General features: G+C 67.6%; 16 protein-coding genes. 9 read left to right on the forward strand and 7 right to left on the reverse strand.

The features are described 5' to 3' along the window. Positions 1-70: 70 nt before the first annotated feature. Positions 71-2,872, forward strand: coding sequence for a bifunctional [glutamate--ammonia ligase]-adenylyl-L-tyrosine phosphorylase/[glutamate--ammonia-ligase] adenylyltransferase (gene glnE / locus WS51_RS14020; RefSeq protein ID WP_059451321.1), 2,802 nt, complete (start codon positions 71-73; stop codon positions 2,870-2,872). A gap of 127 nt (positions 2,873-2,999) precedes the next feature. Here the strand turns inward: glnE and recN are convergent, their stop codons facing one another. Further along, a complete protein-coding gene (gene recN, locus WS51_RS14025; protein ID WP_059451322.1) occupies positions 3,000-4,649 on the reverse strand; it encodes a DNA repair protein RecN in 1,650 nt (549 codons plus the stop codon). 19 nt (positions 4,650-4,668) lie between these two features. Then, positions 4,669-5,571, reverse strand: coding sequence for an NAD kinase (locus tag WS51_RS14030; RefSeq protein ID WP_059451323.1), 903 nt, complete (start codon positions 5,569-5,571; stop codon positions 4,669-4,671). 130 nt (positions 5,572-5,701) lie between these two features. Here WS51_RS14030 and hrcA point away from each other — a divergent pair, with 130 nt between their 5' ends. The 3 genes from hrcA to WS51_RS14045 all read left to right on the forward strand — a co-directional run bounded on the left by hrcA (position 5,702) and on the right by WS51_RS14045 (position 8,340). Next, positions 5,702-6,724, forward strand: coding sequence for a heat-inducible transcriptional repressor HrcA (gene hrcA, locus WS51_RS14035; protein ID WP_059451324.1), 1,023 nt, complete (start codon positions 5,702-5,704; stop codon positions 6,722-6,724). Between the two features lie 138 nt (positions 6,725-6,862). Next, complete coding sequence (hemH, locus tag WS51_RS14040; protein WP_059451325.1) at positions 6,863-7,927, forward strand: ferrochelatase; 1,065 nt, start codon at positions 6,863-6,865, stop codon at positions 7,925-7,927. Positions 7,928-7,932: 5 nt separating this feature from the next. After that, positions 7,933-8,340, forward strand: a complete 408-nt coding sequence (locus WS51_RS14045) for an RNA-binding S4 domain-containing protein (RefSeq protein ID WP_059451326.1) — start codon at positions 7,933-7,935, stop codon at positions 8,338-8,340. Here WS51_RS14045 and WS51_RS32530 read toward each other — a convergent pair. Continuing rightward, positions 8,312-8,473 carry a hypothetical protein gene (locus WS51_RS32530; protein WP_006476841.1) on the reverse strand — a complete coding sequence of 54 codons (162 nt, stop codon included), beginning with the start codon at positions 8,471-8,473 and terminating at the stop codon, positions 8,312-8,314. The genes WS51_RS14045 and WS51_RS32530 overlap by 29 nt on opposite strands. Positions 8,474-8,824: 351 nt before the next feature. On the opposite strand from WS51_RS32530, the gene grpE reads away from it, so the two are divergent. The 5 genes from grpE (at position 8,825) to WS51_RS14070 (ending at position 15,217) form a co-directional block, all read left to right on the forward strand. Continuing rightward, positions 8,825-9,370 carry a nucleotide exchange factor GrpE gene (gene grpE / locus WS51_RS14050; RefSeq protein ID WP_059451327.1) on the forward strand — a complete coding sequence of 182 codons (546 nt, stop codon included), beginning with the start codon at positions 8,825-8,827 and terminating at the stop codon, positions 9,368-9,370. Between the two features lie 10 nt (positions 9,371-9,380). Then, positions 9,381-9,821 (forward strand): thioredoxin family protein, encoded by a 441-nt coding sequence (locus WS51_RS14055; protein WP_069229334.1) that lies wholly within the window; start codon positions 9,381-9,383, stop codon positions 9,819-9,821. A gap of 147 nt (positions 9,822-9,968) precedes the next feature. Beyond that, positions 9,969-11,918, forward strand: coding sequence for a molecular chaperone DnaK (dnaK, locus tag WS51_RS14060; RefSeq protein ID WP_059451329.1), 1,950 nt, complete (start codon positions 9,969-9,971; stop codon positions 11,916-11,918). A gap of 253 nt (positions 11,919-12,171) precedes the next feature. Then, positions 12,172-13,308 carry a molecular chaperone DnaJ gene (gene dnaJ / locus WS51_RS14065; RefSeq protein WP_069229335.1) on the forward strand — a complete coding sequence of 379 codons (1,137 nt, stop codon included), beginning with the start codon at positions 12,172-12,174 and terminating at the stop codon, positions 13,306-13,308. 4 nt (positions 13,309-13,312) lie between these two features. Then, complete coding sequence (locus tag WS51_RS14070) at positions 13,313-15,217, forward strand: chorismate-binding protein (protein WP_069229336.1); 1,905 nt, start codon at positions 13,313-13,315, stop codon at positions 15,215-15,217. A 135-nt stretch (positions 15,218-15,352) separates the two neighbouring features. On the opposite strand, the gene panB is transcribed toward WS51_RS14070, so the two are convergent. Genes panB through pcnB form a run of 4 tightly spaced genes read right to left on the reverse strand, consistent with a single transcriptional unit; the run spans position 15,353 to position 19,009 of the window. Beyond that, a complete protein-coding gene (gene panB / locus WS51_RS14075; RefSeq protein ID WP_059451332.1) occupies positions 15,353-16,168 on the reverse strand; it encodes a 3-methyl-2-oxobutanoate hydroxymethyltransferase in 816 nt (271 codons plus the stop codon). A 44-nt stretch (positions 16,169-16,212) separates the two neighbouring features. Further along, positions 16,213-16,899, reverse strand: coding sequence for a deoxynucleoside kinase (locus tag WS51_RS14080; protein ID WP_069229337.1), 687 nt, complete (start codon positions 16,897-16,899; stop codon positions 16,213-16,215). Continuing rightward, complete coding sequence (gene folK / locus WS51_RS14085) at positions 16,896-17,438, reverse strand: 2-amino-4-hydroxy-6-hydroxymethyldihydropteridine diphosphokinase (protein ID WP_059451334.1); 543 nt, start codon at positions 17,436-17,438, stop codon at positions 16,896-16,898. Before folK ends, WS51_RS14080 begins: the two co-directional genes overlap by 4 nt. A 35-nt stretch (positions 17,439-17,473) precedes the next feature. Continuing rightward, positions 17,474-19,009: a polynucleotide adenylyltransferase PcnB gene (gene pcnB, locus WS51_RS14090; protein ID WP_059451335.1), complete on the reverse strand. Its 1,536-nt coding sequence runs from the start codon at positions 19,007-19,009 to the stop codon at positions 17,474-17,476. Between the last annotated feature and the right edge of the window lie 2 nt (positions 19,010-19,011).

Consider the following 19,011-nt stretch of genomic DNA (forward strand, 5'->3'; position numbering starts at 1 on the left):
GGGCCTGTCGGCGGCGGGGCGCGCAAGCGTGCTCGCGCAGCGGCAGGCCTTACCGCCAGGCCGCTTTTCGATGACCGACGCTTCCGCCCTGATCAGCCCGTCCTTCTCCCGCTATATCGCCCGCGCGGCCGCCGCCCGTCCCGCGCTGCGCGACCAGATCGCCGCGTGGGCCGCCGCGCCGCTCGTGCGCGCGCAGCTCGACGCGCGCCTGACCGAGCTGCTCGCATCGCCCACCGGCGCGCTCGCGCAGGGCGACGAGCAACTGAAGCGCGCGCTGCGGCAGTTGCGGGTCGAGGTGTTCGGCGCGGTCGCGGAGCGCGACCTGCGCGGCGTCGCGGACGTCGCCGAGGTGACGTCCGCGATGACCGATCTCGCCGAGGTGGCCGTGCAGCGCTCGCTCGCGCTGCTGTCGGCCGAACTCGAGGCGATGTACGGCGAGCCGCGCGGCGCCGACGGCCAGCGCGTCGTGCTGGGCGTGGTCGGGATGGGCAAGCTCGGCGGCCGCGAGCTGAACGTGTCGTCGGACATCGACCTGATCTTCGTCTACGAGGACGACGGCGAGACGGCCGGCGGCACGCGCTCGCCGCTGTCCACCCAGGAATACTTCACGCGGCTCGGCCGGCGCCTGATCGGCGTGCTGTCCGAGGTCACCGCCGACGGTTACGTGTTTCGCGTCGACATGCGGCTGCGCCCGAACGGTGATTCGGGGCCGCTCGTCTGCAGTCTCGGGATGCTCGAGGAATATTTCTACGTGCAGGGGCGCGAATGGGAGCGCTATGCGTGGATCAAGGGGCGGCTCGTGTCGGAAGGCGACAGCGACGCCGCGCGGCGGCTCGCGACGCAGCTCGAATCGATCGTCAAGCCGTTCGTGTACCGCCGCTATCTCGACTTCGGCGTGATCGGCGCGATCCGTTCGCTGCACCAGCAGATCCGCCAGGAAGCCGCGCGCCGCGCATCGATGCGGCCCGACAAGGCCGACGACATCAAGCTCGGGCGCGGCGGCATCCGCGAGATCGAGTTCAGCGCGCAGGTGTTCCAGCTGATTCGCGGCGGCCAGGATGCGGAATTCCGCGTGCGGCCGACGCTCGCGGTGCTGCGCCATGCGCAGGCGCGCGGGCTGATCGGCGAGGACGTGCGCGAGCGCCTGACCGACGCGTACAACTTCCTGCGCACGCTCGAGCACCGGCTGCAGTACCGCGACGACGCGCAGACGCACGCGATGCCGGTCGATCCTCACGAGCGCGCGGCGCTGGCCGCATCGCTCGGCTTTGCCGACTACGCGGCGCTGATGCAGGTGCTCGACGGCCACCGCACCTTCGTCGAGGCGCAGTTCGATCAGATCTTTGCCGACAAGGCGAACGGCGGCCCCTGCGCGGCGGGGGAGGACACCGCCGCATCGTGGATCTGGAGCGGGGCGCTCGCCGACGACGGTGAAGACGACGCGCTGCGCGCGCGCCTCGACGGGCTGGGCTTCACCGATCCGGCGACCGTGCTCGCGCGGCTGCGCGCGATCTGGCAATCGTCGCGCTACGCGGGCCTGCCGGAAAAGAGCCGGCAACGCTTCGACAGCGTCGCGCAACGCGCGCTCGAGGCGGCGCCGCGGATCGACGCCGCGCGCCGCGACGAGACCATCGTGCGGCTGTTCGACCTGCTCGAGACGGTCAGCCGGCGCGGCGTCTATCTGGCGCTGCTGACCGAGTATCCGGCCGCGCTCGATCGCGTGCTGTCGGTGCTCGGCGCGACGCGCTGGGGCGGCGGTTACCTGATCCGCCATCCGCAACTGCTCGACGAACTGCTCGATGACGAAGCGATCGCCAGCCCGTTCGACTGGCCCGCGTTCAAGGACGCGTTGCGTGCGCGTCTCGCGGCCGCCGACGGCCCCGAGCAGCAGATGGACCTGCTGCGGCACGCGCAGCACGCCGAGGTGTTCCGGATTCTGCTGATCGACCTGGCAGGGCAGCTGTCGGTCGAGCACGTGAGCGATCGCCTGTCGGAGCTCGCCGACGCGGTGCTCGACGTGACGATCGAGGTCGTCTGGTCGCAGCTCGCGAAACGTCACCGCGACGTGCCGAAGTTCGCGGTGATCGCGTACGGCAAGCTCGGCGGCAAGGAACTCGGCTATGCATCGGATCTCGACCTGATCTTCCTGTACGACGACCCCGACGAGCGCTCGGCGGACGTCTACACGACGTTTACGCGACGGCTGATCACGTGGCTCACGACCGCGACCGGCGCGGGCGCGCTGTTCGACATCGACTTGCGGCTGCGGCCGAACGGCGAGGCCGGGCTGCTCGTGACCGATCTCGACGCGTTCCGCCGCTATCAGCTGCGCGAGGGCGACGCGGCGAATACCGCGTGGGTGTGGGAGCACCAGGCGCTCACGCGGGCCCGCTACAGCGCGGGCGACACGCAGATCGGCGCGGACTTCGAGGCGATCCGCCAGCAGGTGCTGACGACGCCGCGCGACGGGGCGGTGCTGGCGAAGGAGATCGTCGACATGCGCGGTAAGGTGTTCGCCGGCCACCCGAACCAGACCGAGCTGTTCGACCTGAAGCACGATCGCGGCGGGATGGTCGACATCGAGTTCATCGTTCAGTACTGGGTGCTGCTGCATGCATCGAGCGATGCCGAGCTGATCCGCAACACCGGCAACATCGCGCTGCTGCGCGAGGTCGCGCGGTTCGGGCTGATGGGCGAGGACGAAGCCGAGCGCGTCGGAGCCGCGTACCGCAAGTACCGGAAGCTGCAGCACAAGCTGCGGCTCGACGGGATGGAAAAGGCTCGCGTCGATCCGGCGCTGGTGGCCGACGAGCGAGCGGCCGTGACGGCGCTCTGGGAGCGGGTGTTCGGGGCGGTCGAAACGGGCGTTTGAGGCGGGCGTTCGAATCGACTGTTCGAATCGTCGGGGCTGGCTGGGTGCGGTCGGGTGGCCGCTGCCGTTCGTCGGGAAAGGCCGGCGCGGGCGCCGGCCTTGTCGCATGCGGCGACCGGTGCCCGCGTCAGGCCGCCAGCATTTCCTTCGCGTGCTTGCGCGTCGTCGCGGTGATCTCGAGGCCGCCGAGCATCCGGGCGATTTCCTCGACCCGGCTCGCCTTGTCGAGCGCGACGACCGATGAGACGGTGCCGCCGCGCTCGTCGGCGCCCTTCGCGACCTGGAAGTGATGGTCGCCACGCGCGGCGACCTGCGGCAGGTGCGTCACGCATAGTACCTGGCGGTCACGCCCGAGCTGGTGCAGCAGCCGGCCGACCACCTCGGCGACGCCGCCGCCGATGCCCGTGTCGACTTCGTCGAAAATCAGCGTCGGCGTCGGGCTCGCGGCACTCGCGATTACCGCGAGCGCAAGGCTGATCCGTGCGAGTTCGCCGCCCGACGCGACTTTCGCGAGCGGGCGCAGCGGCACGCCGGGGTGTCCGGCGACCCGGAATTCGACCTGCTCGAGCCCGTGCGGGCCGCCATCGGCGAGCGGCACGAGCGCGACTTCGAAGCTGCCGCCCGCCATCGACAGCTCCTGCATGCCGGCCGTGACGGCCGCGCCGAGCGCCTTCGCGGCCTGCGCGCGTGACTTCGACAGGCGTTTCGCGTCGGTGAGATAGGCTTCCCACGCCTTGGCTTGCGCGGCTTCCAGCGCGCCGAGATCGGCCGCTGCGTCGAGCGCGGCGAGCTGCGCGCGGCGTGCCGCATGCTCCTCGTGCAGCGTGTCGGGCGGCAGCCTGAACTTGCGGGCGGTCGAGTGCAGCGCGTCGAGGCGCGTTTCGACCTGCGCGAGCCGGGCCGGGTCGAGATCGAGGCGCTGCGCATAGTGCGACAGCGAATAGACGGCTTCCTGCAGCTGGATCTCGGCCGGTTCGAGCGAGGCGAGCGCATCGCCGAGCCCGGAGTCGTAATCGGCCAGGCTGCGCAGTTTCGACACGATCGCGCCGAGCTGCGGGAGCATCGCGTCGTCGGCCTCGGACAGCGCGTTGAGCGCACCCTGCACGCCGGCGATCAGGTTCGCCGAATGCGACAGGCGCTTGTGCTCGCTGCCGACTTCGTCCCATTCGCCCGGTTGCGGCGCGAGCTTGTCGAGCTCGGCGAGCTGCCATGCGAGCTTCTCGCGTTCGAGCTGCAGTTCCCGTTCGTGCGCCTTCGCGGCGTCGATCGCCTGCGTCGCGTCGCGCCAGACGCGCCACGCGCGTGCGACGTTCGCGGCATCGGCGACGAGCCCCGCGTGCGTATCGAACAGTTCGCGCTGCGCATCGGGGCGCATCAACAGCTGATGCGCGTGCTGGCCGTGGATGTCGACCAGCATCTCGCCAAGCTCGCGCAATTGCGCGAGCGTCGCGCTGGTGCCGTTGATGAACGCACGCGAGCGGCCGTTCGCGTCGATCACGCGGCGCAGCATCACGGTGTCCTCGGCGTCGAACGCGTGTTCGTCGAGCCAGCGCGCGACGCGGTCGTGCGGCGTGAATTCGGCGGTGATGTCGGCGCGGCCGCAGCCGGTGCGCACGACGCTTGCGTCGGCGCGCTCGCCGAGCGCGAGGGCCAGCGCGTCGATCAGGATCGACTTGCCGGCGCCGGTTTCGCCGGAAAAGACGGTAAAGCCGCTGTCGAATTCGAGATCGAGCGCGGCGACGATGACGAAGTCGCGGATCGAGAGGTGGCGAAGCATGGTGTCGGGCTCGGGTGCGTCAGGACGCCTTGTCGTCTTCGTTCGATGCGTGCTCGTTCCAGTGCAGCTTCTTGCGCAGCGTCGCGTAATAGCTGTAGCCGACCGGATGCAGGAACGGCACCGTGTGCTTCGAGCGGCGCACCTCGATCGTGTCGTTCAGCTCCAGCGAGGTAAACGACTGCATGTCGAAGTTCACGTTGACGTCACGGCCGCCGACGATCTGGATCGCGATCTTCGAATCGTCGGGCAGCACGATCGGCCTGTTCGACAGCGCATGCGGCGCGATCGGCACGAGCACGATGCCCTGGAGTTGCGGGTGCAGGATCGGCCCGGCCGACGACAGCGCGTATGCGGTCGAGCCGGTCGGCGTGGCGACGATCAGGCCGTCCGAGCGCTGGTTGTACATATACCGGCCGTCGACCGACGCGCGCAGCTCGACCATCCCTGAAAAGCCGCTGCGGTTCACGACGACATCGTTGAACGCGAGTGCGTGGTAGATCGGCTCACCGTCGCGCACGATCCGGGCCTCGAGCAGCGAGCGCTCCTCGCGCTCGAACTTGCCCGACAGGATCACCGGCACGAGCGCCTGCATGTCGGCCGCCGCGATGTCCGTGATGAAGCCGAGCCGCCCGTGGTTGATCCCGATCAGCGGTGTCTTGTACGGCGCGAGCTGCCGGCCGATGCCGAGCATCGTGCCGTCGCCGCCGAGCACGACCGCCACGTCCGCGCGCGCACCGATTTCCGCCGGAGTGAGCGCCGGATAGCCGGAGATGCCGATTTCGCGGGCCGTTTCGGCTTCGAACACGACCTCGAAGCCCAGCTTCGCGATGCAGCCAGCCAGCGTGGCGAGCGGCTCGGCGATGCCGGGCGTGTTGCTCCGGCCCACGAGCGCAACAGTATTGAACTGATTACCGGTTTTCATGCCGGCATTACACCATAGCTCGTTGACGAAAAGAACCGGCTGTGTGAAGACAGGGCCGGATCGATCGGCCCGTGCGACAGTGGTCGCGGCCACTCGCCGTGCTCGCGCGGTTGCGCTAAAATTTTCCACCATGCTAGATCCTCGCGCACGAACCCTCCTGAAAACCCTGATCGAACGGTATATCGCCGACGGTCAGCCGGTCGGCTCGCGCACGTTGTCCCGTTATTCCGGGCTCGAGCTGAGCCCGGCAACGATCCGCAACGTGATGTCCGACCTGGAGGAGCTCGGCCTCGTGTCGAGCCCGCATACGTCGGCCGGCCGCGTGCCGACGCCGCGCGGCTATCGGCTGTTCGTCGATACGATGCTGACGGTCGAGGCGCCGATCGACGCCGAGGCCGTCGCGCGCCAGGTGCAGAACACGCTGCAGGCGGGCGAACCGCAGCAACGCGTGGTGGCAGCCGCGGCGAGCGTGCTGTCCAACCTGTCGCAGTTCGCGGGCGTCGTGCTGACGCCGCGCCGCAGCCATGTATTCAAGCAGATCGAGTTCATGCGCCTGTCGGACAAGCGCATCCTGCTGATCATCGTCACGCCCGAGGGCGACGTGCAGAACCGCATGCTCGCGACGCCGCGCGACTATTCGCCGTCGCAGCTCACCGAGGCATCCAACTACATCAATGCGCACTTCGCCGGGCTGTCCTTCGACGAGGTGCGCCGCCGCCTGCGCGACGAGATCGACCAGCTGCGCGGCGACATGACCACGCTGATGCACGCGGCCGTGACGGCCAGCACCGAGGTGCCCGACACCGAGGACACCGTGCTCATTTCCGGCGAGCGCAACCTGCTCGAGGTGGCGGATCTGTCGTCCGACATGGCGCGGCTGCGCAAGTTGTTCGACGTATTCGACCAAAAGACGGGCCTCCTTCAATTGCTCGACGTGTCGAGCCACGCGCAGGGCGTGCAGATATTTATCGGCGGCGAATCGACGCTGGTGCCGATCGAGGAAATGAGCGTCGTGACGGCGCCCTACGAGGTGAACGGCAAGATCGTCGGCACGCTCGGCGTGATCGGCCCGACCCGCATGGCGTATAACCGCGTGATCCCGATCGTCGACATCACCGCGCGGCTGCTGTCGCTCACGCTGAGCCAGCAGTAACCCGAACCGATACCGTTTCGCCATCGTGCCGCGACGCCGCGTGCATCGCCAGTCGGCCGAACGGCCAGCCGACCCGAGCAAGGCGGCCCGCTATAATTGAGGGCCGTCCGACTGCGTGCCCCGAGCACGTTTCTGCCCATGCGTTTCGATCTCGAGCCGCCTTCGAGTGTTGCCGCCTCCCATCGCATCGGCGTGCTGCTGATCAATCTCGGCACGCCCGACGCCCCGACGCCGCGCGCGGTGCGGCGCTATCTGGCCGAATTCCTGTCGGATCCCCGCGTCGTCGAAATCCCGCAGGCGATCTGGCAGGTCCTGCTGCGCACGTTGATCCTGCCGCTGCGCGGCCGCGCGTCCGCGAAGAAATACGCTGCCGTCTGGATGCCAGAGGGCTCGCCGCTGCGCGTGTACACCGAGCGGCAGACCGAAGGCGTGCGCCATCTGCTCGCATCGAACGGCTACCAGGTAACGGTCGACTACGCGATGCGCTACGGCAGTCCGGGCATTGCGCAGGCCCTCGCGCAGTTCAAGCGGGCGGGCGTCGAGCGCGTGCTGCTGATGCCGATGTATCCGCAATACTCGGCGTCCACCACCGCCACCGCATTCGATGCCGCGTTCGCCGCGCTCGCGCGGATGCGCAACCAGCCGGAGGTGCGCACGGTGCGGCAATATGCCGACCATCCGGCCTACATCCATGCACTCGCGGAGCAGGTGCGCCATTACTGGGCGCAGCACGGCCGGCCCGACTTCGCGGCCGGCGACAAGCTCGTGCTGAGTTTTCACGGGGTGCCGAAACGCACGCTCGACCTGGGCGATCCCTATCACGACCAGTGCCAGCAAACGGGCGCGCTGCTGATGGCCGCGCTCGGGCTGTCGACGCTCGAATGCCGTGTGACGTTCCAGTCGCGCTTCGGCAAGGCCGAGTGGCTGCAGCCATACACGGCGCCGACGCTGCGCGAGCTCGGGGAGGCCGGCGTGCGGCGGGCCGACGTGTTCTGTCCCGGGTTTACGGCCGATTGTCTGGAGACGATCGAGGAGATCGGGATGGAGGTGCGCGACGAGTTCATCGCGGGCGGCGGCCAGGCCTTCCACCGGATTCCGTGCCTGAACGGCGCGCCGGCCTGGATCGGCGCGCTGGGCGAGATCGTCGCCGAGAATCTGCAGGGCTGGCCGGTGAAGGCCGCCCAGCCCGAAACGGTGAGTTGAACACGATGAACTACAAGATTTCGACGGAACCCGGCGCCAGGCTGCGCATCGACAAATGGCTGTGGGCAGCGCGCTTCTTCAAGACGCGCTCGCTCGCGTCCGACGCGGTCGACAAGGGCCACGTGAAGATCGGCGGGGCGGCCGTCAAGCCGGCGAAGGACGTGCGCGTCGGCGACGAGGTCGAGATTGCGATCGACGGTGTCGTCTGGCACATTGCCGTGCTCGGCATCTGCGACGTGCGCGGGCCCGCGAGCATCGCGCAGACGCTTTACGAGGAAACGGAAGCGGGGCGCGTGGCGCGGCTCGCCGAACTGGAGCGGCGCCGCACGTATCGCGAGCCGGCGGCGGAACTGCACGGCCGGCCGACCAAGCGCGACCGGCGCATCATCGACAGATTTTCTGGTGGGAGCTGAACATCTGGTCGAAGGTAGCCCGCGCGCTTCCGTATTCGGTCGTGCGGTCGGTCACGGCTCCGGACAGGCAGATGGTGGTGGTGCCGGCAATCAGTACCAGCGCGACCACCGATATGGCAAAGGTCAATTTCACGGTACTCGCCTCGCTCGGACGGTGAATGCAGCGCCAGGTGGATGTCAGGCGGCGGTAAGCTAGGGTAAACGCGCTTTCTCGACGCTTGAATGGAGTGTAGTGCAGCCCCCTGTGGCGAGCTAGTACTTGCCTGGTAAGCGTTGTTACCGGCCGTTTCGTCTGATCTGACGACAAATGCGCGCAATCGGGCAGCGCGCGGTGCGGTTGTTTCGCGGTATTGGCGAATACCGGCGAATAGCCCTCTTGAAATCGCAGTTTTCGCCCTTATTTGCACCAACAATGTGCGGTGCCGCCGGCATACGGTCCGGCGGTTGCCGATTTGGCTTCAACCTCTAATCGACTTTCAGCGACATGGAAAACACGCAAGAGAACCCGGCTACCCAATCGGCCGAAGAGATCGGCAGCGAGAAGCAGGCGGCGCAAGGCGCTGCTCCCGCCGCCGAAGCAGCCGACGCGGCGCTCGCGGAGGCTCAAGCCAAGGTCGCCGAGCTGCAGGAGAGCTTCCTCCGGGCGAAGGCCGAGACCGAGAACGTGCGCCGTCGTGCGCAGGAAGATGTGTCGAAGGCGCACAAGTTTGCGATCGAGGGCTTCGCGGAGCACCTGCTGCCCGTGCTGGACAGCCTCGAGGCTGCCGTCAGCGACACATCCGGCGACATCGCGAAGGTGCGTGAAGGCGTCGAGCTGACGCTGCGCCAACTGACGAGCGCGCTCGAGAAGGGCCGCGTCGTCGCGATCAACCCGGTCGGCGAGAAGTTCGATCCGCACCAGCACCAGGCGATTTCGATGGTGCCGGCCGATCAGGAGCCGAACACCGTGGTGGCCGTGCTGCAAAAGGGCTACATGATCGCGGACCGCGTGCTGCGCCCGGCGCTCGTCACGGTCGCCCAGCCGAAGTAAGGCTGCCGCGATGATTCCCGCCGGCGTCGATCCGGCCGCGTTCGAAGCGTTCGACATGCAGGCGCTGGCGGCCGACACGTTCGACGCCGCTGTCGTCGGCGCCGGCGACGCACTCGCCGTGGTGTTCTTCTGGGGCGTCGATTGCTTCAACTGCGAGATTGCGAAGAAGGCGATGCTCGCCCGGCCGGACGCGATCCGCGCGCTGGATCTGAAGTGGTTCCACTGCAACGTATACGAACATCATGAGCTGGGGCGCCGCTTCGGCCTGCACGGCGTGCCGACGTGGTTCTTTTTTCATCGCGGCAAGCGGCTCGGCCGCGCGACCGGCTGGCATGGCCTGGGACAGTTCCAGGCGGCGGTGTCGGCGGCGCGCGCGAAGATCGCCGCGGCGGCCGGTGCGCCGTCGGAGCGCGACGGCGGTCCGCACGATCCGGCTACCGGCGGCGATTGAAAAAATTTAATATCCGCATCGCTTGGCGGGTCTTGAAAACGGATCGGCCGGACGCATTTCGGGAACAGAGTTGAATTCTGGCGCGCGAAACCGCCCAAAAAAGCGGCGTTTCGCGCAGCAAACAAGCATTTCTGGAGATTAGGAAAAATGGGAAAGATCATCGGTATTGACCTCGGCACCACGAACTCGTGCGTCGCCATCATGGAAGGCAACCAGGTCAAGGTCATCGAGAACTCGGAAGGCGCGCGCACCACGCCGTCGATCATCGCCTACATGGACGATAACGAAGTGCTCGTCGGCGCGCCGGCCAAGCGTCAGTCCGTGACCAACCCGAAGAACACGCTGTTCGCGGTGAAGCGCCTGATCGGCCGCCGCTTCGAAGAGAAGGAAGTCCAGAAGGACATCGGCCTGATGCCGTACGCGATCATCAAGGCCGACAACGGCGACGCATGGGTCGAAGCGCACGGCGAGAAGCTGGCGCCGCCGCAGGTTTCGGCGGAAGTGCTGCGCAAGATGAAGAAGACGGCCGAAGACTACCTCGGCGAGCCGGTCACGGAAGCCGTGATCACGGTGCCGGCTTACTTCAACGACAGCCAGCGTCAGGCGACCAAGGACGCCGGCCGCATCGCGGGCCTCGAAGTCAAGCGGATCATCAACGAGCCGACCGCGGCTGCGCTCGCATTCGGCCTCGACAAGGCCGAGAAGGGCGACCGCAAGATCGCCGTGTATGACCTCGGCGGCGGCACGTTCGACGTGTCGATCATCGAGATCGCGGACGTCGACGGCGAAATGCAGTTCGAAGTGCTGTCGACCAACGGCGACACGTTCCTCGGCGGCGAGGACTTCGACCAGCGCATCATCGATTACATCATCGGCGAATTCAAGAAGGAGCAGGGCGTCGACCTGTCGAAGGACGTGCTCGCGCTGCAGCGCCTGAAGGAAGCGGCCGAAAAGGCGAAGATCGAGCTGTCGTCGAGCCAGCAGACCGAAATCAACCTGCCGTACATCACGGCCGACGCATCGGGTCCGAAGCACCTGAACCTCAAGATCACCCGCGCGAAGCTGGAAGCGCTGGTCGAGGACCTGGTCGAGCGCACGATCGAACCGTGCCGCATCGCGATCAAGGACGCCGGCGTCAAGGTGTCGGATATCGACGACGTGATCCTGGTCGGCGGCCAGACCCGCATGCCGAAGGTGCAGGAGAAGGTGAAGGAGTTCTTCGGCAAGGATCCGCGCCGTGACGTGAACCCGGACGAAGCCGTCGCAGTCGGCGCGGCGATCCAGGGCCAGGTGCTGTCGGGCGATCGCAAGGACGTGCTGCTGCTCGACGTGACCCCGCTGTCGCTCGGCATCGAAACGCTCGGCGGCGTGATGACGAAGATGATCAACAAGAACACGACGATCCCGACGAAGCACGCACAGGTGTATTCGACGGCGGACGACAACCAGTCGGCCGTGACGATCAAGGTGTTCCAGGGCGAACGCGAGATGGCGGCAGGCAACAAGCTGCTCGGCGAGTTCAACCTCGAAGGCATCCCGCCCGCACCGCGCGGCGTGCCGCAGATCGAAGTGACCTTCGACATCGACGCGAACGGCATCCTGCACGTCGGCGCGAAGGACAAGGCGACCGGCAAGGAAAACAAGATCACGATCAAGGCGAACTCGGGTCTGTCCGACGCCGAAATCGACCAGATGATCAAGGACGCGGAAGCGAACGCAGCGGAAGACCACAAGCTGCGCGAGCTGGCCGATTCGCGCAACCAGGGCGACGCGCTGGTCCACAGCACGAAGAAGGCGCTCACCGAGTACGGCGACAAGCTGGACGCGGGCGAGAAGGAAAAGATCGAAGCGGCGCTGAAGTCGCTCGAGGACGTGCTGAAGGATACGTCGGCCGACAAGGCGGCGATCGACGCGAAGGTCGAGGAGCTCGGCAAGGCTTCGCAGAAGCTCGGCGAAAAGATGTACGCCGACATGCAGGCGCAGCAGGCTGGTGCGGCCGGCGCGGCGGGTGCAGCGGAAGGCGCGGCCCACGCGGGTGCGCAGCAGGCTGCGGACGACGTCGTCGACGCCGAGTTCAAGGAAGTGAAGAAGGACTGAGCCGGGTTGCCATGGCACCGCACGCCGCGCGCGACACGCGCGCGGCGCGGCTGAACAGCGGTCTGTCTTTCCTTCCGGATGGCCGGATCGACTCCACGCCTGGCGGGCTTCGCGGCCCTCCGGGCACATTTGTTTTTTGGCGGGTGCTGCGCGAGCCGTCCGCGGACGGCGCAGCGCCAGACGAGTCGAGAGACTTTACTGCGGGCGAAAGGAGCCGCCGCGTGCATGACGCGCGTCGGCACAGCGAATCGATATGGCGAAACGGGATTACTACGAGGTTCTGGGCGTCGCGAAGAATGCGAGCGACGACGAAATCAAGAAGGCGTATCGCAAGCTTGCGATGAAGTATCACCCTGACCGCAATCCGGACAGCAAGGATGCGGAAGAGCATTTCAAGGAAGCGAAGGAAGCCTATGAAATGCTGTCGGACGACCAGAAGCGCGCGGCGTACGATCAGTACGGCCACGCGGGCGTCGATCCGAACATGGGCGGTGCGGGCGGACAGGGTTTCGGCGGTTTCGCGGACGCGTTCGGCGACATCTTCGGCGACATCTTCGGTCAGGCCGCGGGCGGTGCCGCGCGCGGCGGCCGCGGCGGGCCGCAGGTGTATCGCGGCGCCGACCTGCGCTACAGCATGGAAATCACGCTCGAGCAGGCCGCGCACGGCTACGACACGCAGATCCGCGTGCCGAGCTGGGTGTCGTGCGAAGTCTGTCACGGATCGGGCGCGAAGCCGGGCACGAAGCCGGAAACCTGCCCGACGTGCCACGGCCAGGGCACGGTGCGCATGTCGCAGGGTTTCTTCAGCATCCAGCAGACCTGCCCGAAGTGTCACGGCACCGGCACCTACATCCCCGAACCGTGCGTGCACTGCCATGGCTCGGGCAAGGTGAAGGAAACCAAGACGCTCGAAGTGAAGATCCCGGCCGGCATCGACGACGGGATGCGGATCCGCTCGGCCGGCAACGGCGAGCCGGGCATCAACGGCGGGCCGCCGGGCGACCTGTACGTCGAGATCCACATCAAGCCGCACTCGGTGTTCGAGCGCGACGGCGACGATCTGCACTGCCAGATGCCGATTCCGTTCACGACCGCCGCACTCGGCGGCGAGATCGAGGTGCCGACGCTGGCCGGCCGTGCGTCGTTCCCGGTGCCGGAAGGCACGCAGTCGTGCAAGACGTTCCGCCTGCGCGGCAAGGGCATCAAGGGTCTGCGTTCGAGCATCGCGGGCGATCTGTACGTCCACGTGCAGGTCGAGACGCCCGTGAAGCTGACCGAGCAGCAGCGGGACCTGCTCAAGCAGTTCGAGAAGTCGCTGGCCGAGGGCGGTGCGCGTCACAGCCCGCAGAGCAAGAGCTGGTTCGACCGGGTCAAGAGCTTCTTCGAGTAACGGCATGACTGAAGGCAACGAGAGCGCGTCGTTCGCGCTCTTGGACGATTGCGACTCGACCGCGTCCGCGCGGTCGAGTCGTTTGTATTCCGGTTTCGTGCGCGAACGCGTGTGCACGGATCCGGCACGGCTCGACGAACTCGATGCGGCGGTGATGCAGGATCTGCGCGACGGGCTGCATGCGGTCGTCGTCGGCGATTACGAATTCGGACGCAATCTCGAAAGAGCGCAGCCGGGCCATGCCCCGCTGCGCTTTTTGCTGTATGCGCGCTGCGAGCGCCTGTCGCGCGACGAAGTCGACGCGTGGCTCGCGCAGCAGGACGGCGGCGGTGCGCCGACGATCGCGGGCGTCGCGCACGTCGCGAAGAGCGTGTCGCGCGATGCGTTCGACGCGGCGATTGCCGCCGTGCACGACGCGCTGCGCGCGGGCGATTCGTATCAGATCAACTACACGTACCGGCTGAATTTCGACATGTTCGGCACACCGCTCGCGCTGTACCGGCGGTTGCGCGCGCGACAGCCCGTGCGTTACGGCGCGCTGATCGCGCTGCCCGACGGTACGTGGGTCGTGTCGTGCTCGCCCGAGCTGTTCGTCGAGAAGCACGGCGACGTGCTGCGCGCGCGGCCGATGAAGGGCACCGCGCCGCGCTCGGCCGATCCGCGCGACGACGCGGCCGCCGCCGCGTTCCTCGCCAGCGATCCGAAGAACCGCGCGGAAAACGTGATGATCGTCGACTTGCTGCGCAACGACGTGTCGCGGATCGCCCGCACGGGCACGGTGAGGGTGCCGGCGCTGTTCTCGGTCGAACCGTACGCGTCGGTCTGGCAGATGACGTCGACGGTCGAAGCCGGCTGGCGCGACGGCACCACGTTCGCGCAGATGCTGCGTGCGCTGTTTCCATGCGGATCGATCACCGGCGCGCCGAAGCACAAGACGATGGAACTGATCGACGCGATCGAGTCGACGCCGCGCGGGCTCTATACGGGCGCGATCGGCTGGCTCGACGCGCCGAGGAACGGGGCGTCGGCAGACGATGCGGGCGGCTGCGGCGATTTCTGCCTGTCGGTCGCGATCCGGACGCTGACGCTCGAGACGGTCGATGCCGAGGGCGCCGCAACGATCGCTACGCGTGACGCGGCAACGGCCGCTGCCGGCCGGCGACGCGGCACGATGGGTGTCGGCGCGGGCATCGTGCTCGACAGCGTCGCCGCCGACGAATATGCGGAGTGCGAATTGAAGGCGCGATTCCTGACCGACGCCGATCCCGGCTTCCAGCTGTTCGAGACCACCGCCGCGACGCGAGCGGACGGCATCCGGAATCTCGAGCGCCATCTCGCGCGGCTGCGGCGCAGCGCAGATGCATTCGGCTTCCGCCTCGATGCCGATGCGTTGCGCCGCGAGATCGACGCGCGCTGCGCGGCGCTCGACGGCGACGGCCCGTACCGGATGAAGCTCGCGCTCGCGAAGGACGGCGCGGTCGACATCACGGCCGCGCCGCTGAAGCCGCTGCCCGCGGGGCCGGTCGGCGTGATGCTCGCGTCCGCGCACGGCTTCGCACCGACGCGCACGGACGACGCGCTGCTGGTGCACAAGACGACGCGCCGTGCCGAATACGACCGTGCATGGCAAGCGGCGGAGGCGCTGGGCGGCTTCGACATGCTGTTCGTCAACGAGCGCGGCGAGGTGACGGAAGGCGGCCGCTCGAATCTGTTCGTCAAGCTCGACGGACGATGGGTGACTCCACCGCTGTCGAGCGGCGTGCTGCCGGGCGTGATGCGCGGCGTGCTGCTCGACGATCGCACGTTCGGCGCCGAGGAGCGCATCGTCACGCTCGACGACCTGGCGCGCGCCGACGCGCTGCTGCTGACCAATGCACTGCGCGGTGCGCTCGATGCGGTATTGAAATGACGCGATGAGCGCCCGGGCCGCGTGCCCGAAGTACCGGCACCGCCGAGCTTCGGCAATGCGGCGCCGCCCAAAGAAAAAGCGCGGCACCCTTTGCAGGGTGCCGCGCTTTTTTATCGAACGGGTGCTAACCGCGCGTCAGAACGAGTGTTCCGGGCCCGGGAACGAGCCGTCCTTCACGGCGCTCACGTACGCTTCGACGGCCGCCTGGATGTTCGGCTGGCCCTGCATGAAATCCTTTACGAAACGCGGGCGCTTGCCGGGGAAAATGCCGAGCATGTCGTGCAGCACCAGCACCTGGCCCGAGCAATCGAGGCCCGCGCCGATGCCGATCGTCGGAATCTTCAGCATGTGCGTGACCTCGGACGCGACGAGCGTCGGCACCGCTTCGAGCACGACGAGCTGGGCGCCGGCATCTTCGATCGCGCGCGCATCGCGCAGCAGCTGCGCGGCACCGGCTTCGGTGCGGCCCTGCACCTTGAAGCCGCCGAACGCATGCACCGACTGCGGCGTGAGGCCGAGGTGCGCGCACACCGGCACCGAGCGTTCGACGAGGAAGCGGATCGTGTCGGCGAGCCATTCGCCGCCTTCGAGCTTGACCATCTGCGCGCCGGCGCGCATCAGCGTCACCGCGTTCGCGAACGCCTCCGCCGGCGTGCCGTACGTGCCGAACGGCAGATCGGCGACGACGAGCGCGCGCGGTTGCACACGCGCGACGCATGCGGTGTGGTAGGCGATGTCGTCGATCGACACGGGGAGCGTAGTGGTGTGGCCCTGCAGCACGTTGCCGAGCGAGTCGCCGATCAGCAGCACATCGGTGCCGGCGCGATCGAGCAGCGCGGAAAAGCTCGCGTCGTAGCAGGTGAGCATCGCGATCTTCTCGCCGGCCTCGCGCATTGCCTGCAGCTTGGGCACGGTGACGGCAGGCCGGCTCGATTCCTGGAGATAGGTCATGGGAAATCCGGTTCGATAGGGAGGAACGACCAGGCGAGGACGCGTCAGCGCGTCGTCTCGCCCTTGACGAAGAATTCCTTGCGGCCGCGCATCGTGTCGATGCGCTCGATCAGCAGCGCGAGGTCGTCGGGGGAGTCTTGCGGGTTCAGATGTTCGGCTGCGACCGTGAGCACCGGCGTGCGGTTGTAGTGGTAGAAGAATTCGTTGTACGCATCGACGAGCGAGCGCAGGTACGCGTCGCTGATCTGCAGCTCCATCGGCAGCCCGCGCTTCTGGATGCGCGAGAACAGCACCTCGGGGCTCGCCTGCAGATAGATGACGAGATCGGGCGCGGGGGCTTGCGGCACGTCCACGTGCGTCGCGATCGACCGGTACAGCTGCCATTCGTCTTCCGGCAGGTTCAGCCGCGCGAAGATGTCGTTCTTCTGCGGCATGAAATCGGCGACGACGGGCCGGCCCGTATCGAGCGCGCCGATCAGTTCGCGTGCCTGCTGCGCGCGCTGCAGCGCGAACGACAACTGCGCGGGCAGCGCGTAGCGCGCGGTGTCGCGATAGAAGCGTTCGAGAAACGGGTTGTCCTGCGGGCGCTCGAGCAGCGTCTGCATCGACCAGCGCTCGGCGAACAGGCGCGCGAGCGTCGTCTTGCCGACGCCGATGGGCCCTTCGATCACCAGATAGCGATGCGGGGCGCGCAGGTCGGGCGCGGTGACGGTCAGCGGATTGATGTTCATCGGCAGCGGTTCTTGTCGGCGTCAGCGCCGGCGGCAAGGGCCTTCTGCATCAGGCATTGGCAGGTCTGCACCTTCTCGACGCGCTGATCCGCGACGGAGGCGAGGTACGCATCGGCGCGGCCGCGCGCGGGGATGTCGAGCGCCGGCTCGATCTCGACGAGCGGCACGAGCGCGAATGCGCGATCGGTGAGGCGCGGATGCGGGACGATCAGGTCGGGCTCGTCGATCGAATCGGAGCCGAACAGCAGGATATCGAGGTCGAGCGTGCGCGGCGCGTTGCGATACGGGCGCTCGCGCCCGAAGTGATGTTCGATCTTCTGGCAAAGCGCGAGCAGCTCCCGGGCCGACAGCGTCGTGTCGATCTTGACGACGCAGTTGTAGTAGTCGTCGCCGCCCGCTTCGAAGGGCGCCGTGCGATACAGGCTCGATTTGCCGAGGATCGAGATGGTGCGCTGCTGCGCGAGGCACACCACCGCGTCCTTCAGGGTCTGGCGCGCATCGCCGAGATTCGCCCCCAGTCCGATATATGCAACCGTCATGGCATCACTTCCTACGTCGTTCGCCGGCGTGCGCGTCAGTCGTCGGAACCGCCCGCGGTGTCCGGCGCCTGCTCGGCGGCGCCTTCGCCCGGCTTGCGGTTTCGCGCACCGCCGCGGCGCCGCCGCTTGCGGGGCGATTTCTCCTTCGAGCCGCCCTGCGTGAGGAGTGCCTCGCGCGCGGCCGCGTCGCCTTCGATGAAATCCGTCCACCACTGTCCGACTTGCGCATCGAGCTCGCCGGATTCGCAGCGTAACAGGAGGAAATCATACCCCGCTCTAAACCTTTGGTGTTCCAGCAGCCGCATCGCGCTGCGGCCCGAGCGTTTTTCGAGGCGCAGCTGCAGGCCCCAGATCTCGCGCATGTCGGCCGAGTAACGCTTGTGGATCGCGAGTTTCTCGGTCTGCATGTCGATCACGTCGTCCATCGCGCGATGGAGCGCCGGCACCGGGAATTCGCCTTCCGCCGTGTATTGCTCGAAGCGCTGGCGCATGTCGTGCCACAGCAGCGTCGCGAACAGGAAACCCGGCGACACCGGCTTGCCGGCGCGCACGCGCGCGTCGGTGTTGTTCAGCGCGAGCGTGATGAACTTCTCGCCCTGCGGCTGTTCGAGCACGACGTCGAGGAGCGGCAGCAGCCCGTGGTGCAGCCCTTCCTTGCGCAGCCGCTGCAGGCATGCGAGCGCGTGGCCCGACAGCAGCAGCTTCAGCATTTCGTCGAACAGGCGCGCGGCCGGCACGTTGTTGACGAGATCGGCGAGCGCGTTGATCGGCTCGCGCGTGTGCGGCTCGATCTCGAAGCCGAGCTTCGCCGCGAAACGCACGACGCGCAGCATCCGCACCGGATCCTCGCGATAGCGCGTGGCCGGGTCGCCGATCATCCGCAACAGGCGGGCGCGCATGTCGGCCATCCCGTCGTGGTAGTCGAGCACCGTCTGCGTCGACGGGTCGTAGTACATCGCGTTGATCGTGAAGTCGCGGCGCGCGGCGTCTTCGTGCTGCTCGCCCCACACGTTGTCGCGCAGCACGCGGCCGCTGGCGTCCACCGCATGCGTGCGGCGGTCGAGCTCGTCGCGCTTCAGGCGCTTCGGCGGCTCGGCCGCGGCGGCTTCGGGCGGCGCGTCGACCAGTGCGCGGAACGTCGACACCTCGATCAGTTCCTGGCCGAACTGGACGTGGACGATCTGGAAGCGGCGGCCGATCAGGCGCGCGCGGCGGAACAGCCGCTGCACCTCGGTCGGCGTTGCGTCGGTCGCGACGTCGAAGTCCTTCGGCGCGATGCCGAGCAACAGGTCGCGCACCGCGCCGCCGACGATGAACGCGCGAAAGCCCGCCTGCTGCAGCGTGTCGGTCACGCGTACGGCATTGCGCGAGATCAGCGACGGATCGATCTGGTGCACGCTGGCCGGCACGACGGTCGGCTCATGATTGCTGCGCGGCTTCTTCGCGGCGCCGCCGCGGCTGCCCTTCGCGGGGCGCTGCGCAGCGGCCGTGTCGGCGGCGGGTGCCTCGGCGGGCGATGTTTGTTCGGCGCCGTCCTGGCCGAGCAGCTTGCGAATGAATTTTTTGATCACGA

The organism is Burkholderia territorii (genome assembly GCF_001718335.1).
In the GTDB taxonomy this organism is placed as follows: domain Bacteria; phylum Pseudomonadota; class Gammaproteobacteria; order Burkholderiales; family Burkholderiaceae; genus Burkholderia; species Burkholderia territorii.